Here is a 26133-nt window from a genome sequence, read left to right as displayed (position 1 = left end):
GGCCGTGGAGGACATTCCATCGCCCAAAAGGGTGGACGGAAACGCGGACTACGAAGCCGCCGTGAAGGCCGAGAAGCACCGGCAAGAGGCGATCAATCAGATGAACCGGTTGGCGTCGTTCTATCGGGTGTCTCAGGACGAGATGGCGGGGCAGGAGCCGCCCACGTTTTCGGCAATGCCGAATGTGGGGATGCCTAGGCCGGACAAGGGACGTCTCGGTGCTGGCGAGACGGGGAGTGCCGTGCCTCCTGCTACTTCCGTCGGTGACACTCCGGTGGGGCCTCGCCGTTCCACCGACTTCGGGATGTCGGGCCCCGAGGGGGCGGGCGATTCCGTCCCACCTCGCAGCGAAGGGACCAGTCCGACGCCGTCTGCTGATCGGCCTGCCGGTACTGTCCCTGACAGTCCCACCGGAACGGTCCCTGACCGTGCGGTCCCTGATCGCACGACGATCGACAGCGTCGGAACGTTGCCCCCGCCGACCAGTAACCCGGGCCCTGGTCCTCTGCCTCCATCTCCAGGTCCGACGGGCCTTGGGGGACCGCCGCCTCCTCCGATCGGGCCTCTTCCGGTCGTTGGCCCTACCCCGCCTGCGCCCGGTCGTGGCGGAGACGTGAAGCCGACGATGCCCGCGCCCGGACGAGTGGTCCCGGGGCACCCTGGAAGGGTGCCTGAGGGGCCAGGGCGTGGCCCCTCAGGCCCGGTAGGGCGTGCGCCGGCGGCAGAAGGAAGAGGCGTCAGCGGCCCGACGGCGCCCGTGCAGCCCCCCGTTGGACGCGGCATCACTGGCGGAACGGCACAGCCAGGCAACGTGCCGATCAGCCGCCCCGGGGCTCAGGGCACCACAGGCGCCCCGCGCGCCAACGGCATCGTAGGAGGGCGGCCCACGGAAGGCTTTGGCCAGGCGCGAGCAGGGGCGGGTCCCGTCGGACAGCGCGGAGTCATGGGAGCGGCGCCCCACGGAACGGGTGGGAGGGGACAGATGCCCCGGCGGCCCGTCAGCAACCCTGATGGCGTGGTTGGGACCCCCAAGGAGCGTACGTCCGTGGTGGGCGGCCGCAGGAGCGGATTCACCGTGGGTGGCACGGGACTCGTACGTGGTCCTGTGGGCAACCGTCGGCGCTCTGAACAGCAAGAGGATGAGGTCTCGCAACAGCCCGACTACGTGGTCGAGGACGAAGAGACGCATCTGCCTGGAGGGCGGCGCCATGTGCCGCCAGTGATCGACTGATGGCGAGTGAGGACGTGCTGGGCGTGGATTCAGGGGTTGGCCGAGATGGCGGAAGGTCCGCGCTCTTGTCGGGCCGCGCAGGGAGACGTGTCGCCTCCGCAGGCTCGGCGGTAAGTGCTTTCATCGCGATGTCTGTGGGGCTGGCACCGAGCGCGGTCGGCGCCGACGTTGAGTCGAAGCAGTGGTATTTGAAGGCGATGCGCGCCGACGCCATGTGGAGGACCAGCACTGGCCAGGGAATCAAGATCGCGGTTGTCGACAGCGGTGTCGCGGAAACGCCCTCTCTTGAAGGGCGGGTGCTGTCTGGTGAAGACGTGACGGGTCTGAAGGGCGGGGCGAGAGACGACTACGACGGTCACGGAACCACGATGGCGGAGTTGATTGTGGGCTCCGGCCGAGGTGGAGGGCTCAAGGGTTTGGCACCCGGAGCCGAAGTCATCGCCTTTCGCACCAGCCTGGACGGTGTCAACGGTAAGAAGGGGAGTGACAGCGCCGAAGCGATTCGGGCTGCTGCAGACAGCGATGCGCAGATCATCAGCATGTCCATCGGCTCTGACTTCATGTACCCAGATGAGAAGGACGCGGTGGATTATGCCTTCTCGAAAGGGAAGCTGATGTTCGCGGGTGTCGGAAATGATGCGGAGAAGAAGAACTTCGTCGGATACCCCGCGGCATACCGAAATGTCGTCGGAGTCTCCGCCGCCGACAAGACCGGCAAGGTCGCGCGCTTCTCAGAGTTCGGCGACTACGTGGATCTAGCGGCGCCGGGCCTGGACATCCCTGAATGGTGCGATGCGACCTTCCGTTCGTACTGCGACAACGGACGGGGAACCAGTGCTGCCACCGCCCTCGCCTCCGCCTCCGCCGCCCTCATCTGGTCCAAGCACCCCGACTGGACGGCCAACCAAGTCCTCCGCGTCCTGATCGACACCGCAAGTCGCAGCTGGCCGAAGGACAAGCCCAGCGACTACCTGGGCTACGGACTGGTTCGCCCGTCCTGGCACCTGGTGAAGGGCAAGGGGAAACCTGGCCCTGCGGGCGTTGACCCCCTCACGAACGAGAAGACCCCCGTCGCGGGAAGCTCGCCTTCCTCGTCCTCGAAAGAGTCTTCGGCGCCGACGTCACAACCTTCCAAAGGCGCTGCGGGGGGCGAGGCTGCGGCGTCAGTGTCCAGCTCGAAGTCCGAGGACAACGACAGCCAGTTGTGGATCGTTGTCGGAGCTGTCGCTGCTGCCGCGGTCATCGGTGGTGGAGCCTTCGCCGTGGTCCGAAATCGGCGTAGCGCCTGAGCAGTTCAGGCACGCGCAGCACAGACTCAGTGATCGCCCCGACAGCTCATGCTAAGGAGAACCCGCTCATGGCCGACGGCCGGAAGCTAAATGACAAAGAGGTCGCGCTCCTTGAGAAGGAGATCGTCGACAAGTACGACTCGGTCCAGAAGCAGCTCAGGCGTTTGCAGGGGACGCTTGACACCATGGAAGCCAATTGGCGCGGCATCGGTGCGCACGCCTTCGACAAGAAGCAGACCGAGATCAACCAGCACATGCAGGCGATTGGCCGGATCCTCGTGGACTTCCTGGACGGCATCAGCGCCAACCGCAAGGACAAGGACCGGCTTGAGGACGAGATCCGCGCGACCATGAACAGTATCGACGTGGACTACGGCGGCAAAAACTCGGCCATCAGCAGCTACTGAGCTGAGCCGTTCTCCGGGCCGTCGTGATCCGGCCGAAACCACCAGGGGATGGGACAAGCATGGCAAGCGGCAACAACTTCGATGAACTCGCAGTCAAATACGGTGGACTTGACGCCATTACCACCGAACTTGGCATTCAGGCCAAGCAGTTGGAGTCCGACCTCGCTGACATCAAGCGAGCCGTGGCCAAGGTCGCCGAAGGATGGGAAGGCGAAGCCCACCAGTCGTACCTCCTGAAGCAGAAGGAGTGGGACAAGCACGCCTCGGCGATCCACACGGCCCTCACGCAGATCGGCCAGAAGGTCGGCCAAGCGGGCGGTGATTACCGGGGTGGCGACCTGAAGGGGGCCAGCTACTTCCAGTGAGGTCGAGTGACAGTATCGGGGTGGGCGCGCGCGGGAGGTGCCCACCCCGGTACTGTTGCGTTGGCATAGCGAGGCACGGGCTGAGCCGAGCGCTTACGGCAGCTGGCCCTGGGCCAGCGGCCCCGTGAATTCAGGGTCACCACCCTTCTCCGTGGCGCCCCGGTCTATCGCGAGAACATGCGCATCCAGTAGATGATTTTCGTCATGCGGAGATCAGTGAGAAACATCTGGTAGCCATCGCCCTCCAGTTTCACGCTGACCATGTTGAGTGCGTCTTCAGGGTATTCGTCGAGGAGTGACACGAGTGCTGCAGTTTCTGTCTGTAGAGTGGACCCGCTCTCGGTTCTCTTGAGCCGACGGCGGTACGTATGCAACAGGCTGAGCCGTGAGACTTCTCCTGCCTCAATGGAGGTGATACCCGACATCGTTTCGATCAGCTCCCGCGGGCACCTGCCATCGTCTGCTGCCGCAGTGACGAGTTCCTTTACTTTATGCTGATCCATGGTCCTCCGTTGATGCTGACTTCCGCTCCCTTGACAGGTCCCCGAATGAGGACTTCTCCCTCATCGTAAGGGAATGAAACACCGGGCACTCGGGAATATGTCGGGCCGTCCGCGTTAGGTATCCTCAATACGATTCCAGGCCCATTTCCTCTGTAACTCTCCTCCAACGCCATGTCCTCGTAGTAGGTCGTCCATGAGGTGAAGATACTGTCTGTCCGGCCGCCCACGTGGGCTTGCGGATCAGAGTGCCCGCCAAGTGGTTCAGCCACCCCGCGTTGAGCGTCTTCATGCATTTTGATCCATTGCGCAGGGCTGCGTTCATCGGCATGACCGATACCCCGGTAGAGGTATGGCTCTTCGTCGGGATCCCAACTCCCGCCGTTCTCGCACTCATCGGGAGTAAGCCCGAGCACGTCTGCCCAGGCGTGTGGATTGGTTACGTAGGTCGCGGGGTTTGGCGCTGGAGTCAATCCGAGAGGGTCGGGGCTAACGTACCGAGCCGTTTCAGGGTCATAGTGCCGGAAGTAGTTGTAATGCAGCCCCGTCTCCGGGTCGAAGTACTGCCCCGGAAACCGCAGCGGCGTGTAAGCCGAACTGCCCGCCGCCCAAGCCGTCGTCCCCCACAGCGTGCCCCGGCTCCGCCACGCGATCTCGCCCTGCTCGTCCACGAGTTCACTCGGCGTCCCGATCAGGTCCGTGACGATCGCGAAGAAGCGGGAGTCGATCTCGGCCTGTGGTGCGTCCAGCGCACCAGGTGCGTCAGCAGGATCGGCGGCTGTTATGCGTTCCGTCTGGGCAATAGGGCGCAGCCCCTGGTGGTCCCACGTCAGCGTGACCGGATGGGGCAACTCGGGGCTGCTCGTCGTCTGTTCGCACAGCGTCGTCCCGTCCCACGTGAAGTCCACCCGTTCGGTGACCTTGACCGTCGAACCGTCCTGCGCCATGCGGAGCTTGGCCGTGCGGCGGCCCAGAGGGTCGTACGTATACCGCCACACCGTCCCATCCGGCGTGACCGTCGACGTCAGGCGGTCCTCCGCGTCCCACGTGTAGCGCCACGTGTCCGGCTTGCGGGACAGGCGGGGCTTCTGGCGGAGGGTGACGCGGCCGAGGGCGTCGTGTTCGTAGCGGACCGTGCCGGCCCGCGTGATCCTCGTGCCCGTGTAGGCGCGGGCGCCCGTCGCCTCATGGCCCGGGTGCGACAAAGGCCAGTTCGCCGTCGTCTGGTTGCCCGCCTCGTCGTACGCGTACGTCTCCGTCCAGTTCGCCGCGTGCACCGCGGTGACGCGGCCCGCCGCGTCCAGGTCGAAGCGGCGGGCGCCGTTCAGCTGGTCGTCGATGCCGATGAGGTTGCCGTCCGCGCGGTAGGCGTACGCGCGGTGCTGGATCGAGTGGCCGTCGGCCGCGGTGACCGACTGGGCGGTCAGGCGGCCCAGGTCGTCGAAGGCATTGGTGAAAGTGACGGACTCGCCTATGTGGCGGGTGAGTTCGCTCCCTGCCGCGTCGTACGTGAAGTCGATGGCGCGGCCCGACACCAGAAGCTGCGTGCGGCGGCCCGCCGCGTCGTACGTCCACGTGCTCGTCGCCCCGGAGGGCGTGGTGCGACCCGTACGGCGCCCCAAGGCGTCGTACACGTACGTGACCTTGCGGCCGTCGACCGACTCCGACCGCAGTCTGCCGAAGCGGTCGCGGAGCAGGACCAGCGTCGTGTCGTCCGGCCCCGTGGCCTGGGCCAACTGGTCCGTCAGGTCGTACGCGAAACTCGTGACCCGGCCGTCGGCGTCCTTGCGCGTCACCTGGCCCAGGGCGTTGCGCTCGAAGCTCACCGTCTGGCCGAGCGCGTTCGTGCGGGAGCGCAGGCCGCCCGCCGCGTCATGGTCGTACGTCAGTGTGCGGCCGTCGAAGTCCGTCTCCGATATCAGGCGGCCCGCCCCGTCGTACGCGTAACTCCACGTCAGGCCCTGAGGGTTGGTGACCTGCGTGAGGCGGAGTTCAGCGTCGTGTGTGAACTCGTAGCGCACTCCGTCCGGGCCCGTGCGGGCGGTCAGCAGGTCGAAGTGGGTGTACTCGTACGTGGAGACGGCGCCCAGGGCGTCCACATGCGTGGTGCAGTTGCCCTCGCCGTCGTACGTCCAGGACTCCGCCGTCCCGTCCGGCGCCACCCGCCGGGCGAGGTGCCCCTCCACCGTCCACTCCAGGCGCGTCGTCGCGCCCAACGCGTCCACGGCAGCGATCGGCCTGCCGAAGGCGTCGCGCTCGTAGCGGGTCACCGCGCCGAGCGGGTCGACCGTCTCCAGCGGGAGCCCGGCCCGGTCGCAGCAGACCGTCGTCGTGTTCCCGAGGGGGTCGGTCACGGACGTGAGGCGGCCCGCCTCGTCGTACGTGAAGTCAGTGGTCATGCCGGACGGGCCGGTCGACGAGGTGCGATTGCCTCGCTCGTCGTACGTGTGGCGCCAGACCTGGCCGTCCGGGGTCACCACGCGGGTCGGCAGGCCCAGTTCGTTGTACTCCGCCTTCGCCTCACGGCCGTCGGGGCGTACGAGTGCGAGGAGGTTGCCCGCCTCGTCGTAGCGGAACGATGTGGTGTGGCCCAGCGGATTCGTACGGGACAGCAGGCGGTTGAAGCGGTCCCGTTCGTAGCGCGTGACCGCGCCTAGCGGGTCGACCTCGGCCACCACCTGCCACGCTTCGTTGATCAGGAAGCGGCGGGTGTGGCCCGCGCCCGTCGTGGTGGTCGTCGTCCGCAGGCCGGTCGCCGGGTCCGGCTCCTCGTAGGTGAGGCGCAGGCTCATGTGGCCCTCGGCGCCGCCCTCGGCCACGCACCGGTCCTGGTCGTCGTACGCGTACGTGTAGCCGCGCCCGTTGGTGTCCGTCCACGAAGTGACCCGGCCCGCCTCGTCGTATGTGAAGCGGAGCGGCAGGCCCGAGGAGTTGACGACCTCCGTCAGATCTCCGTCGGTGTAGCCGTAGCGCACCAGCTCCTGGTCCGTGCCGTCGGGGACCGCCCCCACAAGGTGCAGGGCGGTGACGCGGCCGGATTCGGTGGTGAGGCGGACGTGGTAGCCCCCGCTGTGCACGACGGACAGCGGGGCGCCCTCGGCGTCGTATTCGAAGGTGATCCAGTTGCCGTTGCGGTCGTCGATCTGCTCCAGGACGGCCAGGTCGTCGCCGCGGTCGGCGAAGTGCCACACCCGCAGAGTGGCCGGATCGGTGATCGTGTAGCCGCCGTCCACGCGGTCAAGGGGCCGGCGCGGACCGTGGCTCGGCAGGGTCGGGAGGCCCGGGGCGGGGTGCGGGTAGGGGAGCAGCAGGCCGTCCTCGGTGACGAAGACGACGCCCTCGGAGTCGATCTCCAGGCGCTGGTCGACCGTGGACGACCAGGACGGGCCGAACCAGCGGCCCAGCGTGTAGCCGGATTCGACCCGCCGCTTGAAGGCGAGGGGGAGTGTGCCGGGCAAGGTGACGTCGGTCTGCGGCAGGTACATCTTGCCGGTCGCGAGGTCGATGGGGTCCGTGCCCCGGCTCTCCACGCCCTCCTGGCGTGCCCGCTGCGCAGGGTCGTCGCCGACGGCATCGCGTGCCCCACCCCGCCCGGCCGACTCCGCCGCGTCCCCCATCCCTCGCCTGGCGCCGGCTCTGACACCGCCCCGCGCGAGTCCCGCCCCCTTGGTTCCGATCGCCTCCGGTAACAGCCTCCCCCCGAACTCGGACGGGTCCTTCTTGAAGGTTTCGTACATGTCCTTCGCCGTGCGGTCCGGGTGCGTCGTCGCGGAGACGAGCCCGGCCAGCGTCGTCTGCACGTTCTGCGCGTGCTCGGCGGGGTGCGTGATGTTGTACGGGTCGAGCGGGTTGAGGCCGCGTGCGGTGTTGACCAGGCCGGCGGTTCCCTTCAGGACGCCGCCCGAGACGTGAGTGAGCTCTAGGCCCGTCCCTTTGATGACGTCGACGCCGTTGGACTTCAGCCGGGCCAGCGGCGGCGGTTCCGCGGGGGCGTGCGTGAGGGCGGCCTTGACCACGGCCGCCGCGACGCGGCCCGCCTCGTCGCGCTGGCGGCGCGCCTCGGCGAGGATCTCGTGGGCGCGCTCCATGTCGGCCTTGCCCGGGTCCTTGAAGGGCTCCGGGCGGGGGCCGGGGTCCTTGTCCAGCATGATCGCCGCGTTGTACGTCTGGACACGCTTGTTGTACGCCTCCACCGCACGGTCGGAGGTGTGCTTGCCCTTCTTGTACAGGTCGACGGCGTCCTGCGCCTGCCCCTGCGCCCACTTGACCGTGTCCGCGTACGTCGACAGGGCCTGCCCGGCCTGCTCGCAGGCGTCCGCCGCGTGCGCCCACTTGGTGGGGTGCACGGCGAACTTCTCACGGAAAGTGTCGGCCGCCTCGCCCCGCCAGTGGGAGGAGTCGAGGCTGCGCATGCCGCCACCGACCTTGTCGAAGGCCTTGGCGAAGTCCTTCAGATGCCCGGCGCTCCGGCGGATCGCGCCGGGGTTGCCGTGGACCAGCTCGTCGGCCTCCTCGGTCTCGCCCAGCTGCTGCTCGTCGACGTCGGCGCCGAGGCCGGAGGCGAGGCCGTCGGTGTAGTCCTCGACCGCGTCCGCGGCGCCGTGCGCGCCGACGAAGTCGAGGCCGTCGCCGAGTTGGCCGCCGCCCCACTCGATGCCTTCGCCCGCGTACCTCTTCGCCGTGTCCCAGCCGTCCTCCAGCTTCCCCAGGCCGGAGTTGACGCCTTCCCCCACGGCGTCCTTCGCGTCGCCGAGGCCGTCCTTCGCGATGTCCAGGCCTTTGTCGAAGGCGCCGCCGATGCTGTCGCCGATGGCCATCAGTCCGTACCGCCGCCGCCCTGCCGGTCCTGGTCCTGGTCCTGGTTCTGGTTCTGGTTCTGGTCCTGGTTCTGGTGACGGGCGGCATCTTCGGCCCGTTGCTCGGGCGAGGGACCGAACGTTTCGTCCAGCTCGGCCTCGTACTCCTCGTCGCTCATGCCTGTCACGGCCTGCGGCGCGTCTCCGAGCAGCGGCGAGGTCGCCCCGTCCCGGGCCGCGTCCTTCCAGCCCTGCGCGATGTTGTCCTTGGCGTCCTTGAAGGAATCCGCGCTGTAGTCCGGATCGGAGAACGGGCGCTGCTCGGCCAGCTCCCCCCAGCTCTTTTGCGTGATCTCGTCCTCGGTGGCGTAGGGGCTGCCCCCGGGGTTCGCCGCGTTCACGACGATCTTGAGCGAGCCCTCCACGTACTTCTCCGTCTCGTGGAACGTCCCCGCGGAAAGCCCCACCCCCTGCGCGAACTTGTTCCCCTCGTTGACGAGGGACCGCACCCCCCACTCCCAGCGCTCGCAGAACGTCTTGAAGTCGGCGGTCAGGCCGCCGTGCCCCATCTCGAGTCCCGTCAGGGCGATGTCACCGAAGCCGCGCCCGGCACCGGCCTCGCCCACCATGCCGAGTTCCTTGAGCTCGTCGAGCGCCAGGGTGATGCCCTGGGCTATCTGCTTCAGGCCGCTTGTCTGCAGGTCCGGTAAACCCTGGCTCACTGCGCTTCCTCCCCGTCGTCCCCGTTCGCGTCCACGGCCGCCGCATCCGGCACGATGCCCAGGACCGGCGGAAACAGCACCTCGTGCCCCTCGCTGCCCACGTCGAGCGCCACGCCGCACGGCACGCCCGCCGCCGGAACCACGGCATCCAACAGACGGGCACCCAGGAGGCGTTGATAGTTCCAGGCGCGTGCCGTCTCGCCCCGCGCCAGCGCGAAGCGGGCCAGGGCCGCCTCATCCGAGAACGCGTACAGCCACCGCAGGCCGTCGCGATCCGACACGAGAGGGGAGCCGTCCGCGCCCAGCGGCAGCAGCACCGCCGTGCGCCGGAATTCACCGAGCAGTACGGCGAACTCCCGGCGTATTCGGGCAGCGGCAGCGGCAGCAACGTCGACATCCGGTGCCGGAGGCCCGGGCGCCAGGGGCGGGGGCGAGGGCGCCGGGGACGCGGCCTCCGATGCCGCCCGTACCGGCACCGTCATGTCCGCCAGATCCGCCAGCCGCGACCGCCGCACCGGCCTCGCGGCTGTGCCGGCTGTGCCGGCTATGTCCTCCTCATCACCGCCCATGAGCGGCCCCCCCACCTCCCGGACCGGCGGCGCCTCCGCCGGCCCTACTCCGCCGCCGTACCGCCATTCCGCGGCGACGGCTCCAGGTCGAACTCCCCGTCTCGTGCCCCGAGTACGAACGCCGTCCACTCCGCCTCGGTGTAGCGCAGCACCGTCTCCGGTTCGAGGGAGGAGCGCATGGCGACGGCGCCGCCGGGCAGGTACGCGATCTCGACGCGCTCCTCGTGTGTCTCGGTGCCCGGCGCGCTGTGCCACTCGACGCCGGAGATGTCGAGCGCGTACAGCTCGTCCTTCTCCCGCTCCTTGCGCGCCTTGACGTCCTGCTCCGACTCCTGGTTCCGGCCCTGCTCCTGCGTCTCGTGCTGTGCCTCGGCCATGGTGAAGCGGCCCCTTCCCGACGTACGACGTACGGACGAACTGTGCGCACACCTTACTTCGCGCTCTGTTACTCAGGGCCGCCCCGCGACAACTCACGGGCCGCCCCGCGAACAACTCACGGCCGCTCCGCGACACCTCACGGCCGCCCCGCGACCAACCCCGTCTGGACCAGCGGCTTCCCGCGCTTGCGTGAGACGAAGATGCCCCGCCCCACCGGCATCGGCCGAGGTCGCACCCCGCCGAGGACGTCGCCCTCGCCCGGATCGCCCGCCATGACGACACCCTGCGCCCCGAGTTCGAGCATGCGCTGCATGAAGGGTTCGTACGCCGCCCGGCTCGCGCCCGCGGTCGAGCGCGCGACGATGAAGCGGACGCCCACGTCCCGGGCGAAGGGGAGCAGCTCGGCGAGTTTGGCGAGCGGGTTGCCGCTGGACGTCGAGACGAGGTCGTAGTCGTCCACGATCACGAACACGGTGGGGCCCGACCACCAGGTGCGGTCGCGCAGTTGCTGCGCGGTGACGTCGGCGGTGGGAGTGCGGCGCCGCATCAGGTCGGCCAGGGCGTCGACGTGATGGTCCATGGCGTTTGACATCGGGACGTACTCCGCCAGGTGCGAGGCCGGGGTGACGTCCAGGAGCGAGCGGCGGTTGTCGACCACGAAGAGCTTGCAGGTGTCGCCGCTGTAGCGCTCCGTCAGGCGCTGGGTGAGCAGGTGCAGCAGGTTCGACTTGCCCGTCTCGCTCTCGCCGAAGACCAGGAAGAACGGGTCCTGCTCGAAGTCGACGAAGACGGGCGCCAGATTGGTCTCGTCGAGGGCGAAGGACACGCCCCGGTCGGGGAACGCGTGCCCCGGAGGCAGCTGTTCCGCGGGGAGTTCGCGGGGGAGCAGCCGGACCTGGGGCGCCGCGGGCCGCGTCCAGTGGCGGGAGACCTCGGTGGCGAGCGCGGCCGTCGCCTCGGCGAGGTCCGCGTCCGACGAGACGCCGTCGATACGCGGGACGGCCGCCATGAAGTGCTGCTTCTGCGGCGACTGGCCACGGCCGGGCACGCCCGCGGGCACGTTCGCGGCCACCTTGCGGTCGAACTCGGAGTCCATCGTGTCGCCGAGCCGCAGCTCCAGGCGGTTCACCAGGTGGTCCTTGAGGTTCGCGCGGACCTCCATCGACCGGGACGCGGCGAGGATCAGGTGGATGCCGTAGCCGAGGCCACGGCCCGCGATGTCGAGGACGTGCTCCTCCAACGCCTCGTACTCCGAGCGGAAGTTGCCCCACCCGTCGATCACCAGGAAGACGTCGCCCCACGGCTGGTCCGTGACGGCGATGTCGCCGCGTGCCCGGCGTGCCCGGAAATCGGCGATCGACGCGATGCCCGCCGTACGGAAGTACTCCTCGCGGCGCGACAGGACGCCGTACACCTCGGCGACCGTCCGTCGCACCCGCTCCGGGTCCAGGCGGGACGCGACCCCGCCGACGTGCGGCAGGCCCGCGACCGCCGCCATGCCGCCACCGCCGAAGTCGAGGCCGTAGAACTGCACTTCGTGCGGGGTGTGGGTGAGTGCGAAGGACGCGATCAGGGAGCGCAGCAGTGTCGACTTGCCGGACTGCGGGCCGCCCAGGATCTGCAGATGGCCCGCCGCGCCCGCGAAGTCGCACCAGAGCGGGTCGCGGCGCTGCTCGTACGGCTTGTCGACCAGGCCGAGCGGTACGACGAGGCGGCCCGCGCCCTCGTAGCCGGGCTGGGTGAGACCGCGCCCCGGCACGGCCGTGAGCCCCGGAAGGAGCGCGTCAAGCGAGGGCGGGCTGTCCAGCGGCGGCAGCCACACCTGGTGCGCGGCCGGCCCGCGGGCCTCGATGCGGCCCACGATCACGTCGAGCACCGTGTCGGCCAGCGCGTCGTCGGCGTCCGGGGCCGCGGCGGCCCGCGGATCGGGCACCGCGGCCGGCGCGTACCGCACCGGCACCTCGGCCGCGGTGAACAGCACCGGCCGCCGGTCCACCGGCAGCGGCGCGCCGAGTGCGGCGGCCTGCGCCGAACCGGATCGGTACGCTCCGGACACGTACGCGGCCTTGAAGCGCACCATTTCGTCCGTGCCGAACTTGAGATAGCCGGATCCGGGGACGTTCGGCAGGTGGTAGGCGTCGGCCACGCCCAGCGCCGCGCGCGACTCCGCCACGGAGAACGTGCGCAGGCCCACGCGGTACGAGAGGTACGTCTCCAGGCCGCGCAGCCGCCCCTCCTCCAGGCGCTGCGAAGCGAGCAGCAGATGCACGCCGAGCGAGCGGCCGATGCGGCCGATCTGCACGAACATGTCGATGAAATCGGGCTTGGCGGTGAGGAGTTCGCTGAACTCGTCGATGACCAGGACGAGGGAGGGGATCGGTGTCAGGGGCGCGCCCGCCGCCCGCGCCTTCTCGTAGTCGTGGATGTTTGCGTAGTTGCCCGCGTCGCGCAGCAGCTCCTGGCGGCGGTTGAGCTCGCCGCGGATGGAGTCGCCCATGCGGTCCACGAGCGCCAGATCGTCCGCGAGGTTGGTGATCATCGCGGCGACGTGCGGCAGTTGCGCCATGCCCGCGAAGGTCGCGCCGCCCTTGAAGTCGGCCAGGACGAAGTTCAGCGTCTCCGAGGAGTGGGTGACGGCGAGGCCGAGGACGAGGGTGCGCAGCAGCTCCGACTTGCCGGAACCCGTCGCTCCGACACACAGCCCGTGCGGGCCCATGCCCTCCTGGGCCGCCTCCTTGAGGTCGAGCATCACCGGGCGGCCGTCCTCGCCCACGCCGATCGGGACGCGCAGCCGCTCGGCGAGGGAGCGGGGCCGCCAGGTGCGGGCCGTGTCCACCGACGCGGCGTCGCCGAGGCCCAGCAGGTCGGTGAAGTCCAGGTTGGCGAGCAGCGGCTGGTCGTCGTCACCGCCCGACGCGATGCGCAGCGGGGCGAGCTGCCGGGCAAGGGCCTCGGCGGCTTCGTACGAGAGCGTGTCGGGAGTGCCCTCGTACACCAGGCCGTGTCCGGACTCCATGCGCAGCGCCTTCGGCCGTACGACGATCGACAGGTCGCCGCGCCCGCCCGTCAGCTCGCCCGGCACGACCTCGACGACCGTGACGCCCTGGAGCCCCTCGGCGGTGGCGAGGGCGGAGTCCGGGGAGAGCGTGACGCCGTCGAGGACGACGACGAGGTGCGGCTCGTCCGGCACCGGTGTGCCGGCCGGCTGGAAGCGCGGGCGGCCGGAGAGGCGGGCGGCGAGGAGCCGCTCGAGCTCCCGCGGATCGTTGCTGATCAGGCGGCGCGAGCCCGCGCCGTCCGTCGCGTCGGACGCCTGGCAGTGCGGGAGCCACTTCGTCCACTCCCACTGGGCGGCCGCGTCCTGGCCGGCCGCGATGGCGACGACCAGGTCCTGGGGCGAGTGCAGGGAGACGAGCGAGGCCGTCAGGGCGCGCGCCGTGGTCCGGACCGCCTCCGGCTCACCGCTGACCGTCAGGTGGTAGAAGGCCCGCAAGGACACGGCCATCGGCAGGTCCTCCACCGTGGTGTGCGCGGCGAGGAAGCGCTGCATCGCTCCGGCGGTCAGCGGTTCGAGGTCGTCGACCGGGGCCGTCTCCGGCGCGCGCAACGGTGTGGCGAGCGCCTGCGGACCGAGGCCCACGCGCACCTGCCCGAAGTCCGGGTCGCCCGGCCGCCGTTCCCACACGCGGCTGCCCTCGGCGACGAGCGCCCACAGCTGCTCGGGCGAAGGGTGGAGGTAGTACTGGGCGTCCCGCTGCGCCCGCGCCGCGATGACGGCGGCACGTCGTGTTTGCGCCAGGTACCGAAGATAGTCGCGACGCAAATCGGCCAACTGGCCCTGGGTGCCGCGGCGGTGACGAATGAGCATCGCCACGGCCATCGCGATCGTCGACGCGATCATCACCATGCCCATGATCCTCATGAACGGATGCGCCGTGGGCATGAAGAAGAACACCACGGAGCCGCCCATGCCCAGCATCGGCAACAATTGCATGAGCGCGCCCTCTTGCTGCCCGCGCGGCAGCTCGGGAGGGGGTTGCAGAACGGCCTCTGCCGTGGGCACCTCGGACGGCAGAGCCCGCGGCGGTCGCTTGACGATGATGTGGCTCACTGCCCACCAATTCCCTTGCCGGAGTGCGGAATTGCCCCTTTGACCTTGCGAGGGCGAATGTCGGCCGACTCGCGATCCTACTGACACACGTCGTCGCGTGGGGCGATAGGGTTCCTCTGGTTCGCGTGAGCATCTGCGAACTGAGCGAATAAATCCGGCCGTTCACGGTGGTCTTGGTGACGGGGATGTTCGGGTTTCGGCCAGGGTGGTCGGCCGGGGTGACGCTCTGCGCGGTTGGGTGCGTGCGCGGGGGCCGACGGTTGACCGAGGGCATGAGGAGAACAGCGGGTGAGCGTGACAACTTCTGCGGCCGCCGCCGGGGCCAACGGGCCGGGGCAGACACCCGGCAGCCGCGGCCCGGCGGCCGGCGGACCGGCCACGGCGTCCACCAGGACCGTCGCCGGACTCGGCTTCTGCCGCGTCACCATCGTCGCCCCCGACAGCCGCATCGACGTCGCGCTGCCCGACGACGTCCCCGTCGCCGACCTCTACCCGGAGATCCTGCGCCTGTCGCGGCAGAGCCCCGCCGAAGGCGCCCCGGTCGGATACCACCTCGTACGCCGGGACGGCGCGGTCCTCGACAGCGCGCGCTCCTTCGCGGCCCAGCGCATCCTCGACGGTGAACTCCTCACGCTGCGGCCCTTCTCCGCGTCGCTGCCCCCGGCCGTCTTCGACGACGTGTCCGACGCCATCGCCTCCGCGGTCACGCGCGACCGCTCCCTGTGGAACGCCGAGCTGACCCGCCTCGCGGGCCTGACCGGCGGCGCCGTGCTGCCGTTCCTCCTCGCCTTCGCGACCTGGACCGCGGCCCCCCGGCACGACACGCACGGCCTCCCCGGCATCCTCGCCGCCGTCGCCGGCCTGCTCCTTGTCACCCTCGCCGGCGTCCGGGCCCGGATCTACGACGACCGGGCCGCGTCCGTCGCGCTCGGCCTCGGCGCGCTGCCGAACATGGCGGTCGCGGGCTCGGGGCTGCTTCCGCCGGCCGACGGGCAGGGGATCGGCAAGCTCCAGTTCCTGCTCGCCTGCGCGGCCGTACTGATCGCGTCGGTGGTGCTCGTCCTGGTGTCGCCGCGGGCGGACGGCCCGTTCGTGGCGTGCGCCTTCGCCGCCGCCGTGGGGCTCCTCGCCGCGTTCACGGCGAGCCTCAATGAGCTGACACCGGCCGAGACGGCTGCGCTCTGCGCCCCGTTCGCCGTCGGCGCGCTCGCCTTCCTGCCGGGCCTGTCCATGCGCTTCGCCCGGCTGCCCATCGGCTACGAGCCGCCGCACGCCTCGCGCCGGACGTACGACCCCGACCCCGACCCCGCGCCCCAGGACCCGGTCGACGGCGAACGCGTCGCCGCCCAGGCCCGGCGCGGCCACGAACTGCTCATCGGCCTCGTCGGCGGCTGCGCCCTGGTGTCCGTCGGCGCCGCGGCGGTCCTCGGCTTCTCGGACGACGTGTGGGCCCGGCTCCTCGCCCTCGCCACCGGCATCGCCATGCTGATGCGGGCCCAGCTCTTCCGCTACACCGCCCAGGTCGCGGCCGCTCTGGCGGCGGGCCTGGCGTGCCTGCTCCTGCTCGGCGTAGGCCTCTGCCTGAACCCGCCGGAGAGCCTGATGCGCGACGCCCTCAACGGCGACACCGCGGCACTCGACGTACGCACCATCTGGCTCGTCGCCGCCATCGCGGCCACCACCGCCCTCACCACGGCCATCGGCCTGATCACCGCCCGCAGCGGCGTGACACCCTTCTGGGGCCGCTTCCTGGAGATCGCGGAGGTCTTCGTCCTCCTGACCTTGGTGCCGCTGACACTGGCGGTCTTCGACGTGTACGCATCAGCCCGCGCGCTGACAAGCTGACGTGAGAGGGCAGGAGCGGGGCCCGGGAGGGCCCCTGCCCTCAGCCTGGTACTCTGTGTAACGCCCGCATGTCTGCGCACCCCCAAGGCCCCCGGCCAGGGAAAGCGCGGCGGGATCCCGCCTCCCGAGTCAAGGAAGCTCCCCTGAGAAGAAGACCAGGGGCACTCGAAGGCACCAAAGACATCACAAGGAGTACGCGTGTCGCTCGACGCCGCTACGAAGAAGCAGATCATGACCGAGTTCGGCACCAAGGAGGGCGACACCGGCTCCCCCGAGGTCCAGGTCGCGCTGCTCTCCCGCCGCATCTCGGACCTGACCGAGCACCTGAAGACGCACAAGCACGACCACCACTCCCGTCGTGGTCTGCTGATCCTCGTCGGCCAGCGCCGCCGTCTGCTGCAGTACCTGGCCAAGAAGGACATCCAGCGCTTCCGTGCCCTGGTTGACCGGCTCGGCATCCGCCGCGGCGCGGCGGGCGCCAAGTAAGACGCCGTGAAGGGAGCGGTTCCCACTCGAAGCACTCGAAGGGGGCCGCTCCCTTTGCTGTACGTGCGCGGTGTCACCGGCCCTTTGTAGTCTGGTGACATCCGGCACACCACCGGAAGCGGGCACGAGCCCGCGATCACAACCCCATAGGAGAGGCGCATCCAGCCGCCGCCGGTCCTCGGTAGTGGCCCCCGGGATACGAAAAAGACGAACCCCGGGTGCTTCGATCGAAGACCGGCCCGCACACACGGCGCGCTTCTCCACACCACCCAAGGCCACACGGGCCGACGGTGGAACCTCCCCGGCCATACGGGCGGGGGACCCTCAGGCCACACGGGCCCGGGGAAACTCCCAGGCCACACGGGCCCGGGGGCGAAGACAAACGTAGGAGAACCGCTAGTGGAGAACGAGACCCACTACGCCGAGGCCGTCATCGACAACGGCACCTTCGGCACCCGCACCATCCGCTTCGAGACGGGCCGCCTGGCCCGTCAGGCCGCCGGCTCCGCCGTGGCCTACCTGGACGACGACACCATGGTGCTGTCGGCCACCACCGCTTCCAAGAAGCCCAAGGACCAGCTCGACTTCTTCCCCCTGACGGTGGACGTCGAGGAGCGGATGTACGCCGCCGGCAAGATCCCCGGCAGCTTCTTCCGTCGTGAGGGCCGGCCCTCCGAGGACGCGATCCTCACCTGCCGCCTGATCGACCGCCCGCTGCGCCCGTCCTTCAAGAAGGGCCTGCGCAACGAGATCCAGGTCGTCGAGACGATCATGGCGCTCAACCCCGACCACCTGTACGACGTGGTCGCGATCAACGCCGCCTCCTGCTCCACGCAGCTCGCGGGCCTGCCCTTCTCGGGCCCGATCGGCGGCACCCGCGTGGCGCTCATCAAGGGCCAGTGGGTCGCCTTCCCGACGCACACCGAGCTCGAGGACGCCGTCTTCGACATGGTCGTCGCCGGTCGCGTCCTCGAGGACGGCGACGTCGCGATCATGATGGTCGAGGCCGAGGCCACCGAGAAGACCATCCAGCTGGTCAAGGGCGGCGCCGACGCCCCGACCGAGGAGATCGTCGCCGCCGGTCTCGAGGCCGCGAAGCCCTTCATCAAGGTCCTCTGCAAGGCCCAGTCGGACCTCGCCGCCAAGGCTGCCAAGCCGGTCGGCGAGTTCCCGATCTTCCTCGACTACGAGGACGACGTGCTGGAGGCCCTCACCGCCGCCGTCAAGCCCGAGCTCGCGCAGGCGCTCACCATCGCCGGCAAGCAGGAGCGCGAGACCGAGCTGGACCGCGTCAAGGCGCTGGCCGGCGAGAAGCTCCTCCCGGAGTTCGAGGGCCGAGAGAAGGAGATCTCCGCGGCCTACCGCTCGCTGACCAAGGCCCTGGTCCGTGAGCGCGTCATCAAGGAGAAGAAGCGGATCGACGGTCGCGGCGTGACCGACATCCGTACGCTCGCCGCCGAGGTCGAGGCCATCCCGCGCGTGCACGGCTCCGCGCTGTTCGAGCGCGGCGAGACCCAGATCCTGGGTGTCACCACGCTGAACATGCTCCGCATGGAGCAGCAGCTCGACACGCTGTCCCCGGTGACGCGCAAGCGCTACATGCACAACTACAACTTCCCGCCGTACTCCACCGGCGAGACCGGCCGCGTCGGCTCCCCGAAGCGCCGCGAGATCGGCCACGGCGCCCTCGCCGAGCGCGCGCTCGTGCCGGTGCTGCCGACGCGCGAGGAGTTCCCGTACGCCATCCGTCAGGTGTCCGAGGCCCTCGGCTCCAACGGCTCGACGTCCATGGGCTCCGTCTGCGCCTCCACCATGTCGCTGCTGAACGCCGGTGTGCCCCTGAAGGCCGCCGTCGCCGGTATCGCCATGGGCCTGATCTCCCAGGAGATCGAGGGCGAGACGCACTACGTCACCCTCACCGACATCCTCGGTGCGGAGGACGCCTTCGGTGACATGGACTTCAAGGTCGCCGGCACCAAGGAGTTCGTGACCGCCCTCCAGCTCGACACCAAGCTGGACGGCATCCCGGCCTCCGTCCTGGCCGCCGCCCTGAAGCAGGCCCGCGACGCCCGCCTCCACATCCTCGACGTGATGATGGAAGCGATCGACGTCCCGGACGAGATGTCCCCGAACGCCCCGCGGATCATCACCGTCAAGATCCCCGTGGACAAGATCGGTGAGGTCATCGGCCCCAAGGGCAAGATGATCAACCAGATCCAGGAGGACACCGGCGCCGACATCACGATCGAGGACGACGGCACCATCTACATCGGTGCCGCCGACGGCCCGGCCGCCGAGGCCGCCCGCGCCACGATCAACGGCATCGCCAACCCGACCATGCCGGAGGTCGGCGAGCGCTACCTGGGCACGGTCGTCAAGACGACCACCTTCGGCGCGTTCGTGTCGCTGCTCCCGGGCAAGGACGGTCTGCTGCACATCTCGCAGATCCGCAAGCTCGCCGGCGGCAAGCGCGTGGAGAACGTCGAGGACGTCCTCGGTGTGGGCCAGAAGGTCCAGGTCGAGATCGCCGAGATCGACTCCCGCGGCAAGCTCTCCCTCATCCCCGTGGTCGAGGGCGAGGACGCCGAGGAGAACGCCGACGCGAAGGCCGACGACGCAAAGGACGACGCTGCCAAGTGACGTCCCGTAGCTCCAAGGCGACGGCCCGCACCTCTTCGGAGGCGCGGGCCGTCGCCCGTACCCAAACCCTCATCAAGGGCGAGAACGGCATCGGCACGGTCCGCAAGACCACCCTCCCCGGGTGCCTGCGCATCGTCACCGAGACCCTGCCCTCCGTCCGCTCGGCGACCTTCGGCATCTGGGCCCACGTGGGCTCACGGGACGAGACCCCGTCCCTGAACGGGGCGACGCACTACCTGGAGCACCTGCTCTTCAAGGGCACCTCCCGGCGCAGCGCCCTGGACATCTCCTCCGCCATCGACGCCGTCGGCGGCGAGATGAACGCGTTCACGGCCAAGGAGTACACGTGCTACTACGCGCGCGTGCTCGACACCGACCTGCCCCTCGCGATCGACGTCGTCTGTGACATGCTCACCGGCTCGCTCATCGAGCAGGAGGACGTCGACGCGGAGCGCGGCGTCATCCTCGAAGAGATCGCGATGACGGAGGACGACCCGGGCGACTGCGTGCACGACCTGTTCGCGCACACGCTGCTCGGCGACACCCCGCTGGGCCGCCCGGTCCTCGGCACCGTCGACACCGTCAACGCCCTCACCGCCGAGCGCATACGCCGCTTCTACAAGAAGCACTACGACCCGACCCACCTCGTCGTCGCCGCGGCCGGCAACATCGACCACCAGAAGGTCGTCCGCCAGGTCCGCGCCGCCTTCGAGAAGGCCGGCGCACTGCACCGCACGGACGCCGCGCCGCTCACGCCCCGCACGGGCTCGCGCCGCCTGACCACGTCCGGCCGCGTCGAGCTCGTCGACCGCAAGACCGAGCAGGCCCACGTCATCCTCGGCATGCCGGGCCTCGCCCGCACCGACGAGCGCCGCTGGGCCCTCGGCGTCCTGAACACCGCGCTCGGCGGCGGCATGTCGTCGCGCCTGTTCCAGGAAGTGCGCGAGAAGCGCGGGCTGGCGTACAGCGTGTACTCGTACACCTCCGGATTCGCCGACACCGGCCTCTTCGGTGTGTACGCGGGCTGCCGCCCGAGCCAGGTGCACGACGTCCTGAAGATCTGCCGCGACGAGCTGGACCACGTCGCCCGGCACGGCCTCACGGACGACGAGATCGCCCGCGCCATCGGCCAGCTCGCGGGCTCCACCGTCCTCGGCCTCGAGGACACCGGCGCGCTGATGAACCGCATCGGCAAGAGCGAGCTGTGCTGGGGCGAGCAGATGTCGGTCGACGACATGCTCGCCAAGATCACGGCGGTCACGCCGGACGAGGTGCGCGAAGTGGCCCGGGACGTCCTGAGCCGGCGCCCCTCGCTCTCCGCGATCGGCCCGCTCCAGGACAAGCAGGCGGCGCGCCTGCACGACGCGGTCGCCTAGCGGCGCCCGGCTGCGCCGCCCGACCGAGGGCCCAACTCCGCCCAACTCCCGTAAGGAATGAAGGACATGAGCAAGCTGCGCGTGGCGGTCATCGGCGCCAAGGGCCGGATCGGCTCCGAGGCGGTGCGGGCCGTCGAGGCCGCCGACGACATGGAGCTGGTCGCCGCTCTCGGGCGGGGCGACGGCCTGGAGACGCTGGCCGAGTCCGGCGCCCAGGTCGCGGTGGAGCTGACCACCCCGTCGTCGGTGATGGACAACCTCGACTTCTGCGTACGTCACGGCATCCACGCCGTCGTCGGTACGACGGGGTGGACCGACGAGCGCCTCGCGCAGCTCCGCACCTGGCTGGCCGCGTCACCGGAGACCGGCGTGCTCATCGCGCCGAACTTCTCCATCGGCGCCGTCCTGACGATGAAGTTCGCGCAGATCGCCGCGCCGTACTTCGAGTCGGTCGAGGTCGTCGAGCTGCACCACCCGAACAAGGCCGACGCCCCCAGCGGCACCGCCACCCGCACCGCCCAGCTCATCGCCGCTGCCCGCGAGCAGGCGGGCAGCGCCCCGCAGCCGGACGCGACCGAGACGGCGCTCGACGGCGCCCGCGGCGCCAACGTCGACGGCGTCCCCGTGCACGCCGTGCGCCTGCGCGGCCTCCTGGCCCACCAGGAGGTGCTGCTCGGCGGCGAGGGCGAGACCCTCACCGTCCGGCACGACTCGCTGCACCACAGCAGCTTCATGCCGGGCATCCTGCTCGGCGCGCGCCGGGTGGTGTCCACGCCGGGTCTGACCTTCGGCCTGGAACACTTCCTGGACCTCGGCTGACCGGGCCTCGGCCGATCCGGAAAAGAAACCCCATGCGAGCGAAGATCACCTACGCCGTCACGGCTGCCGTCCTGGTCGTCTATTTCGTCCTGGTCGGCAGCCGCGGCGTGCTCCTGATACAGCACGGCACCGTCCTCACCGTCACCTTCGGCGTCGCGGTGCTGATCCTGCCGGTCATCGGCGTCTGGTTCCTGTGGCAGAACACGCGGTTCGTGCGGCGCGCGAACCGCCTGGCCGCCGAGCTGGAGGCCGAAGGCGGCCTGCCCGTCGACGAGTTGAAGCGCACGCCCAGCGGCCGCATCGACCGAGACTCGGCCGACGAGGTCTTCGCCCGGCGCAAGGCGGAGACGGAGGACACCCCCGACGACTGGCGCTGCTGGTTCCGCCTGGCCGTCGCCTACCACGACGCCCGGGACACGCCCCGGGCCCGCAAGGCCATGCAGAGGGCGATCGCGCTGCACGAGGGCAGGGCGCTGAACGTGTAGCGGAGGCTTGACGGCCGCTGGGGCGGCACCGCGGTCAGGCCGTTCGCGTACGCGCGCGCGGTCAGGCCGTACGCGCGGTCAGGCCGTGCGCCGGTACTCGTCCGCCCACACCTCGATGGTGTCGGCCGCCCGGTCGAAGGCCGTCCGCCGCGCCAGGAAGTCCGCGTTCCGGTCGGTCAGGAGCAGCCGCTGCTCGCTCGTGGCCCGGTCATTGCGTACGAGGACCAGGGCCTGCCCCTGCACGGTGCGGGGCAGCCCGAGCCACCGCACCGGCTGCTGGGCCGTACGCACCGAGGCGACCTGTGCCCACGGCACCGTGTGCGTGGTCAGGAAGGCCACCCGGCGCAGCCCCTGCGCGCTCACCCAGGTGCCCATGCGCAGCAGCCGCAGGGCGGCGGCGATGACGAGGACGGCCAGGCCCGCACAGGCCGCGGCACCCGGCAGGGCACCGGCGGCGGCGATGATCACGGCGGCCACGAGGACGTACGAGGCGAGGAGCAGCAGCACGGCCGCGGCGGCTACGCGCCAGGGGCCCGGGCGGTACGGCCGACGCCAGCGGTCGCGGTCCTCGAAGGGCAGCGCGGCGTCGTCGGCCGGGTCGTCGAAAGCGCGGTCCGCGGTCAGGAAAGGCAGGGGCACGGCTGATCCTCACTCAATCCACGCATGGGCTGTGCCCGGTGAGGTTATCGAGCCGTGCTCCCTGCTACCACCCATGGGGGGCCAAGGGGGCTACCGCCCGGCCAGGACCGCCGGCGGCCCTCAGCGCCCGTCGGACGCCTCGGACTGCTGGGTCTTCGCGGGCGACTGGTCGGCCGACATCGCGGGCATCCCGAAGAGCAGGGAGCCCACCAGGCCGGCCACCACGGTGAGGCCGATGAGCGTCCGGCCCACGATCTGGCCGGCCGTGGCGCGCTCACGGGGTGGGGGAGTGACGTTGCTGCGGAACTTGTCGGCTTCGGCGATGAAGGCGAAGGGAACGGGCTCTCGCCGACGGAACATGGGGCGCGCTTCTCCTCACGGGACTCGAACGGAACTCTGTTGACTAGACAGACGCACGAAACGACCAAAAGGTGCCCGGTTTCGGCAAATTCGCCGAAGATTGTCAGGACGGGTCACCGGACGGCCGATTGTCAGTGCCTGGCCATAGAGTGGGCGCCGCCCGCAGACGCACATGGGCTGCCCGAAGATGCACATGGAAGGACCCCGCCAGTGAGCGAGACCCCAGCCGAAGACCTCAAGCCCAGCTTCCGCAGCGATGTGACGGTCGAGCTGGTCAAGCACGCCGCGACCGACCAGGACGTCCTGTGGGCGGCGCGGGTCTCGACCGCGGGCGAGCAGTCCCTGGACGAGCTGAAGAAGGACCCGGAGCGCTCCAAGGGCCTGATCAACTACTTGATGCGGGACCGCCACGGCAGCCCCTTCGAGCACAACTCGATGACGTTCTTCATCAGCGCCCCGATCTTCGTCTTCCGCGAGTTCATGCGCCACCGCGTCGGCTGGTCGTACAACGAGGAATCGGGCAGGTACAGGGAGCTCCAGCCCGTCTTCTACGTCCCGGACGAGTCCCGCAAGCTCGTCCAGGAAGGCCGCCCGGGGAAGTACGTCTTCGTCGAGGGCACCCAGGCCCAGCAGGAGCTGACGGGCCGCGTGATGGAGGACTCGTACCGCCAGGCGTACGAGGCGTATCAGGAGATGCTGGCCGCGGGCGTGGCCCGCGAAGTGGCCCGCGCGGTCCTGCCGGTGGGCCTGTTCTCGTCGATGTACGCGACGTGCAACGCCCGCTCCCTGATGCACTTCCTCGGCCTGCGCACGCAGCACGAGCTCGCCAAGGTCCCGTCCTTCCCGCAGCGGGAGATCGAGATGGTCGGCGAGAAGATGGAGCAGGAGTGGGCCAGGCTCATGCCGCTCACGCACGCGGCCTTCAACACCAACGGCCGCGTCGCTCCCTGACCCCGGGGGGCGTGCGACCGCGCACGGCACCGTCGTCGCGCCCCAGGACGCGCGGACGCGCGGCTCCTTGAGGCACTGATGTGCGGATGAGCCGAGCGAAGTGTCCGTATTGCGGCATTTCTAGAAGTTCATCTAGCCTGATCAAACGGACCCGGCACTGCTTGAACCCCCGAGCAGGCAGTGCCGGGCTCCTCCCTCGTCAGGCCCTGTGCGTCACCCGAGGGGCGACCCCGCACTGAGCAGCGAGTAGCGTGTTACCCATGGCTCCGACCTCCACTCCGCAGACCCCCTTCGGGCGGGTCCTCACCGCCATGGTCACGCCCTTCACGGCGGACGGCGCACTCGACATCGACGGCGCGCAGCAGCTCGCCGCCCACCTGGTGGACGCAGGCAACGACGGCCTGATCGTCAACGGCACCACCGGCGAGTCCCCGACCACCAGCGACGCGGAGAAAACCGAGCTTGTACGAGCCGTAGTGGACGCCGTCGGAGGCCGCGCCCACATCGTGGCCGGCGTCGGCACGAACGACACCCGGCACAGCATCGAGCTCGCCCGCGCCGCCGAACGAGCCGGCGCACACGGCCTGCTCACCGTCACGCCGTACTACAACAAGCCCCCGCAGGAAGGCCTCTTCCGGCACTTCACCGCGATCGCCGACGCCACCGAGCTGCCGGTGATGCTGTACGACATCCCGGGCCGCAGCGGCGTACCGATCAACACCGAAACGATCGTGCGCCTCGCCGAGCACCCGCGTATCGTCGCCAACAAGGACGCCAAGGGTGACCTGGGCCGCGCCAGCTGGGCCATCGCCCGCTCCGGCCTCGCCTGGTACTCCGGCGACGACATGCTCAACCTGCCGCTGCTCTCGGTCGGCGCGTGCGGCTTCGTCTCCGTCGTCAGCCATGTCGTCACGCCCGAGCTGCGCGCGATGCTCGAGGCGCACGCCAACGGCGACGTACAGAAGGCGACCGAGATCCACCAGAAGCTGCTCCCGGTCTTCACGGGCATGTTCCGTACGCAGGGTGTGATCACCACCAAGGCGGCACTCGCCCTGCAGGGCCGCCCCGGCGGACCGCTGCGCCTGCCGCTGGTCGAGCTCTCCCCCGAGGAGACCGCTCAGCTCAAGATCGATCTTGCCGCCGGCGGGGTACAGCTGTAAACCACAGACTTCACAACTGAATAGGCAATATCGCAGGCCACATGCCTGCACCCAGACAACTGCTACTGCACGAACGTCATGCGCGCCACGTGCCCCGGAGGTACGTGGCGCGCGTGGTGAGGAGAGTCTTTTGAGTCATCCGCATCCTGAACTCGGCGCCCCGCCGAAGCTCCCGAAGGGCGGCCTGCGGGTCACCCCGCTCGGCGGCCTCGGCGAGATCGGCCGCAACATGACCGTCTTCGAGTACGACGGGCGTCTCCTGATCGTCGACTGCGGAGTGCTCTTCCCCGAGGAGGAGCAGCCCGGAATCGACCTGATCCTGCCGGACTTCACGTCCATCCGGGACCGCCTCGACGACATCGAGGGCATCGTCCTCACGCACGGCCACGAGGACCACATCGGTGGCGTCCCCTATCTCCTGCGCGAGAAGCCGGACATCCCGCTGATCGGCTCCAAGCTGACCCTCGCCCTGATCGAGGCCAAGCTCCAGGAGCACCGCATCCGGCCCTACACGCTCGAGGTCGCCGAGGGCCACCGCGAGCGCGTCGGCCCCTTCGACTGCGAGTTCGTCGCGGTCAACCACTCCATCCCGGACGCGCTCGCGGTCGCCATCCGCACGCCCGCGGGCATGGTGGTGCACACCGGCGACTTCAAGATGGACCAGCTCCCGCTGGACCGCCGCCTCACCGACCTGCACGCCTTCGCGCGCCTGAGCGAGGAGGGCATCGACCTTCTTCTCTCCGACTCGACGAACGCCGAGGTCCCGGGCTTCGTCCCGCCGGAGCGCGACATCTCGAACGTGCTCCGCCAGGTCTTCGCGGGCGCCCGCAAGCGGATCATCGTGGCCAGCTTCGCCAGCCATGTGCACCGCATCCAGCAGATCCTCGACGCGGCGCACGAGTACGGCCGCCGGGTCGCCTTCGTCGGCCGCTCGATGGTCCGCAACATGGGCATCGCCCGTGACCTCGGCTATCTGAAGGTCCCGCCGGGCCTCGTCGTCGACG

At 69.8% G+C, this 26133-nt stretch carries 20 protein-coding genes (1 of these 20 only partly in view); 12 read left to right on the top strand and 8 right to left on the bottom strand.

Features of this window, described 5'->3' with window-relative positions:
- The first annotated feature begins 1359 nt into the window (after positions 1-1359).
- The 3 genes from AC0KTA_RS09680 (at position 1360) to AC0KTA_RS09670 (ending at position 3292) form a co-directional block, all read left to right on the top strand.
- Positions 1360-2520, top strand: a complete 1161-nt coding sequence (locus AC0KTA_RS09680; protein WP_481054708.1) for a S8 family serine peptidase — start codon at positions 1360-1362, stop codon at positions 2518-2520.
- 68 nt (positions 2521-2588) lie between these two features.
- Positions 2589-2927, top strand: a complete 339-nt coding sequence (locus AC0KTA_RS09675; RefSeq protein ID WP_481054707.1) for a WXG100 family type VII secretion target — start codon at positions 2589-2591, stop codon at positions 2925-2927.
- 59 nt (positions 2928-2986) lie between these two features.
- Positions 2987-3292, top strand: coding sequence for a WXG100 family type VII secretion target (locus AC0KTA_RS09670; protein ID WP_481054706.1), 306 nt, complete (start codon positions 2987-2989; stop codon positions 3290-3292).
- Positions 3293-3456: 164 nt separating this feature from the next.
- Here AC0KTA_RS09670 and AC0KTA_RS09665 read toward each other — a convergent pair whose 3' ends face one another.
- The 6 genes from AC0KTA_RS09665 to eccCa all read right to left on the bottom strand — a co-directional run bounded on the left by AC0KTA_RS09665 (position 3457) and on the right by eccCa (position 14368).
- A complete protein-coding gene (locus AC0KTA_RS09665; RefSeq protein WP_481054705.1) occupies positions 3457-3795 on the bottom strand; it encodes a hypothetical protein in 339 nt (112 codons plus the stop codon).
- The gene (locus tag AC0KTA_RS09660) at positions 3777-8609 is read right to left on the bottom strand and encodes a putative T7SS-secreted protein (protein ID WP_481054704.1); all 4833 of its coding nucleotides are present in this window, start codon (positions 8607-8609) and stop codon (positions 3777-3779) included. The genes AC0KTA_RS09665 and AC0KTA_RS09660 overlap by 19 nt, the downstream gene beginning before the upstream one ends.
- Positions 8609-9310 (bottom strand): hypothetical protein, encoded by a 702-nt coding sequence (locus AC0KTA_RS09655; RefSeq protein WP_481054703.1) that lies wholly within the window; start codon positions 9308-9310, stop codon positions 8609-8611. The genes AC0KTA_RS09660 and AC0KTA_RS09655 overlap by 1 nt, the downstream gene beginning before the upstream one ends.
- Positions 9307-9879 carry a hypothetical protein gene (locus AC0KTA_RS09650; protein ID WP_481054702.1) on the bottom strand — a complete coding sequence of 191 codons (573 nt, stop codon included), beginning with the start codon at positions 9877-9879 and terminating at the stop codon, positions 9307-9309. The genes AC0KTA_RS09655 and AC0KTA_RS09650 overlap by 4 nt, the downstream gene beginning before the upstream one ends.
- Before the next feature lie 44 nt (positions 9880-9923).
- Entirely contained in the window at positions 9924-10256 is a 333-nt protein-coding gene (locus AC0KTA_RS09645) for a DUF397 domain-containing protein (RefSeq protein ID WP_481054701.1), read from the bottom strand.
- A gap of 137 nt (positions 10257-10393) precedes the next feature.
- On the bottom strand, positions 10394-14368 hold the full coding sequence (gene eccCa, locus AC0KTA_RS09640; protein ID WP_481054700.1) for a type VII secretion protein EccCa: 3975 nt from the start codon (positions 14366-14368) through the stop codon (positions 10394-10396).
- 288 nt (positions 14369-14656) lie between these two features.
- On the opposite strand from eccCa, the gene eccD reads away from it, so the two are divergent.
- From eccD to AC0KTA_RS09610, 6 genes are all read left to right on the top strand, one after another.
- Positions 14657-16213, top strand: a complete 1557-nt coding sequence (eccD, locus tag AC0KTA_RS09635) for a type VII secretion integral membrane protein EccD (protein ID WP_481054699.1) — start codon at positions 14657-14659, stop codon at positions 16211-16213.
- A 198-nt stretch (positions 16214-16411) separates the two neighbouring features.
- Complete coding sequence (gene rpsO, locus AC0KTA_RS09630) at positions 16412-16699, top strand: 30S ribosomal protein S15 (RefSeq protein WP_030753863.1); 288 nt, start codon at positions 16412-16414, stop codon at positions 16697-16699.
- A 399-nt stretch (positions 16700-17098) separates the two neighbouring features.
- On the top strand, positions 17099-19339 hold the full coding sequence (locus AC0KTA_RS09625) for a polyribonucleotide nucleotidyltransferase (protein WP_481054698.1): 2241 nt from the start codon (positions 17099-17101) through the stop codon (positions 19337-19339).
- Positions 19336-20715 carry a M16 family metallopeptidase gene (locus tag AC0KTA_RS09620; protein WP_481054697.1) on the top strand — a complete coding sequence of 460 codons (1380 nt, stop codon included), beginning with the start codon at positions 19336-19338 and terminating at the stop codon, positions 20713-20715. The genes AC0KTA_RS09625 and AC0KTA_RS09620 overlap by 4 nt, the downstream gene beginning before the upstream one ends.
- 66 nt (positions 20716-20781) lie before the next feature.
- Positions 20782-21534, top strand: a complete 753-nt coding sequence (gene dapB / locus AC0KTA_RS09615) for a 4-hydroxy-tetrahydrodipicolinate reductase (RefSeq protein ID WP_481054696.1) — start codon at positions 20782-20784, stop codon at positions 21532-21534.
- A 32-nt stretch (positions 21535-21566) separates the two neighbouring features.
- The gene (locus AC0KTA_RS09610; RefSeq protein WP_481054695.1) at positions 21567-22019 is read left to right on the top strand and encodes a tetratricopeptide repeat protein; all 453 of its coding nucleotides are present in this window, start codon (positions 21567-21569) and stop codon (positions 22017-22019) included.
- A gap of 78 nt (positions 22020-22097) precedes the next feature.
- Here AC0KTA_RS09610 and AC0KTA_RS09605 read toward each other — a convergent pair whose 3' ends face one another.
- Together AC0KTA_RS09605 and AC0KTA_RS09600 are read right to left on the bottom strand one after the other, a co-directional pair.
- Positions 22098-22658, bottom strand: a complete 561-nt coding sequence (locus tag AC0KTA_RS09605) for a hypothetical protein (RefSeq protein ID WP_481054694.1) — start codon at positions 22656-22658, stop codon at positions 22098-22100.
- Between the two features lie 120 nt (positions 22659-22778).
- Complete coding sequence (locus tag AC0KTA_RS09600; protein ID WP_481054693.1) at positions 22779-23018, bottom strand: hypothetical protein; 240 nt, start codon at positions 23016-23018, stop codon at positions 22779-22781.
- A 210-nt stretch (positions 23019-23228) separates the two neighbouring features.
- On the opposite strand from AC0KTA_RS09600, the gene thyX reads away from it, so the two are divergent.
- The 3 genes from thyX to AC0KTA_RS09585 all read left to right on the top strand — a co-directional run.
- Positions 23229-23969 carry an FAD-dependent thymidylate synthase gene (gene thyX / locus AC0KTA_RS09595; protein ID WP_481054692.1) on the top strand — a complete coding sequence of 247 codons (741 nt, stop codon included), beginning with the start codon at positions 23229-23231 and terminating at the stop codon, positions 23967-23969.
- Positions 23970-24229: 260 nt separating this feature from the next.
- Positions 24230-25129: a 4-hydroxy-tetrahydrodipicolinate synthase gene (gene dapA / locus AC0KTA_RS09590; RefSeq protein WP_481054691.1), complete on the top strand. Its 900-nt coding sequence runs from the start codon at positions 24230-24232 to the stop codon at positions 25127-25129.
- A gap of 130 nt (positions 25130-25259) precedes the next feature.
- Positions 25260-26133 carry the 5' portion of a ribonuclease J gene (locus AC0KTA_RS09585; RefSeq protein WP_481054690.1) on the top strand. It continues 812 nt past the right edge of the window, so only the first 874 of its 1686 coding nucleotides appear in the window; the start codon lies at positions 25260-25262; its stop codon lies off the right edge, out of view.

It is taken from the genome of Streptomyces sp. Y309, from assembly GCF_056712025.1.
The sequence above is the reverse complement of the archived record's forward strand: the minus strand, read 5'-3'. Positions and strand labels throughout refer to the sequence as shown.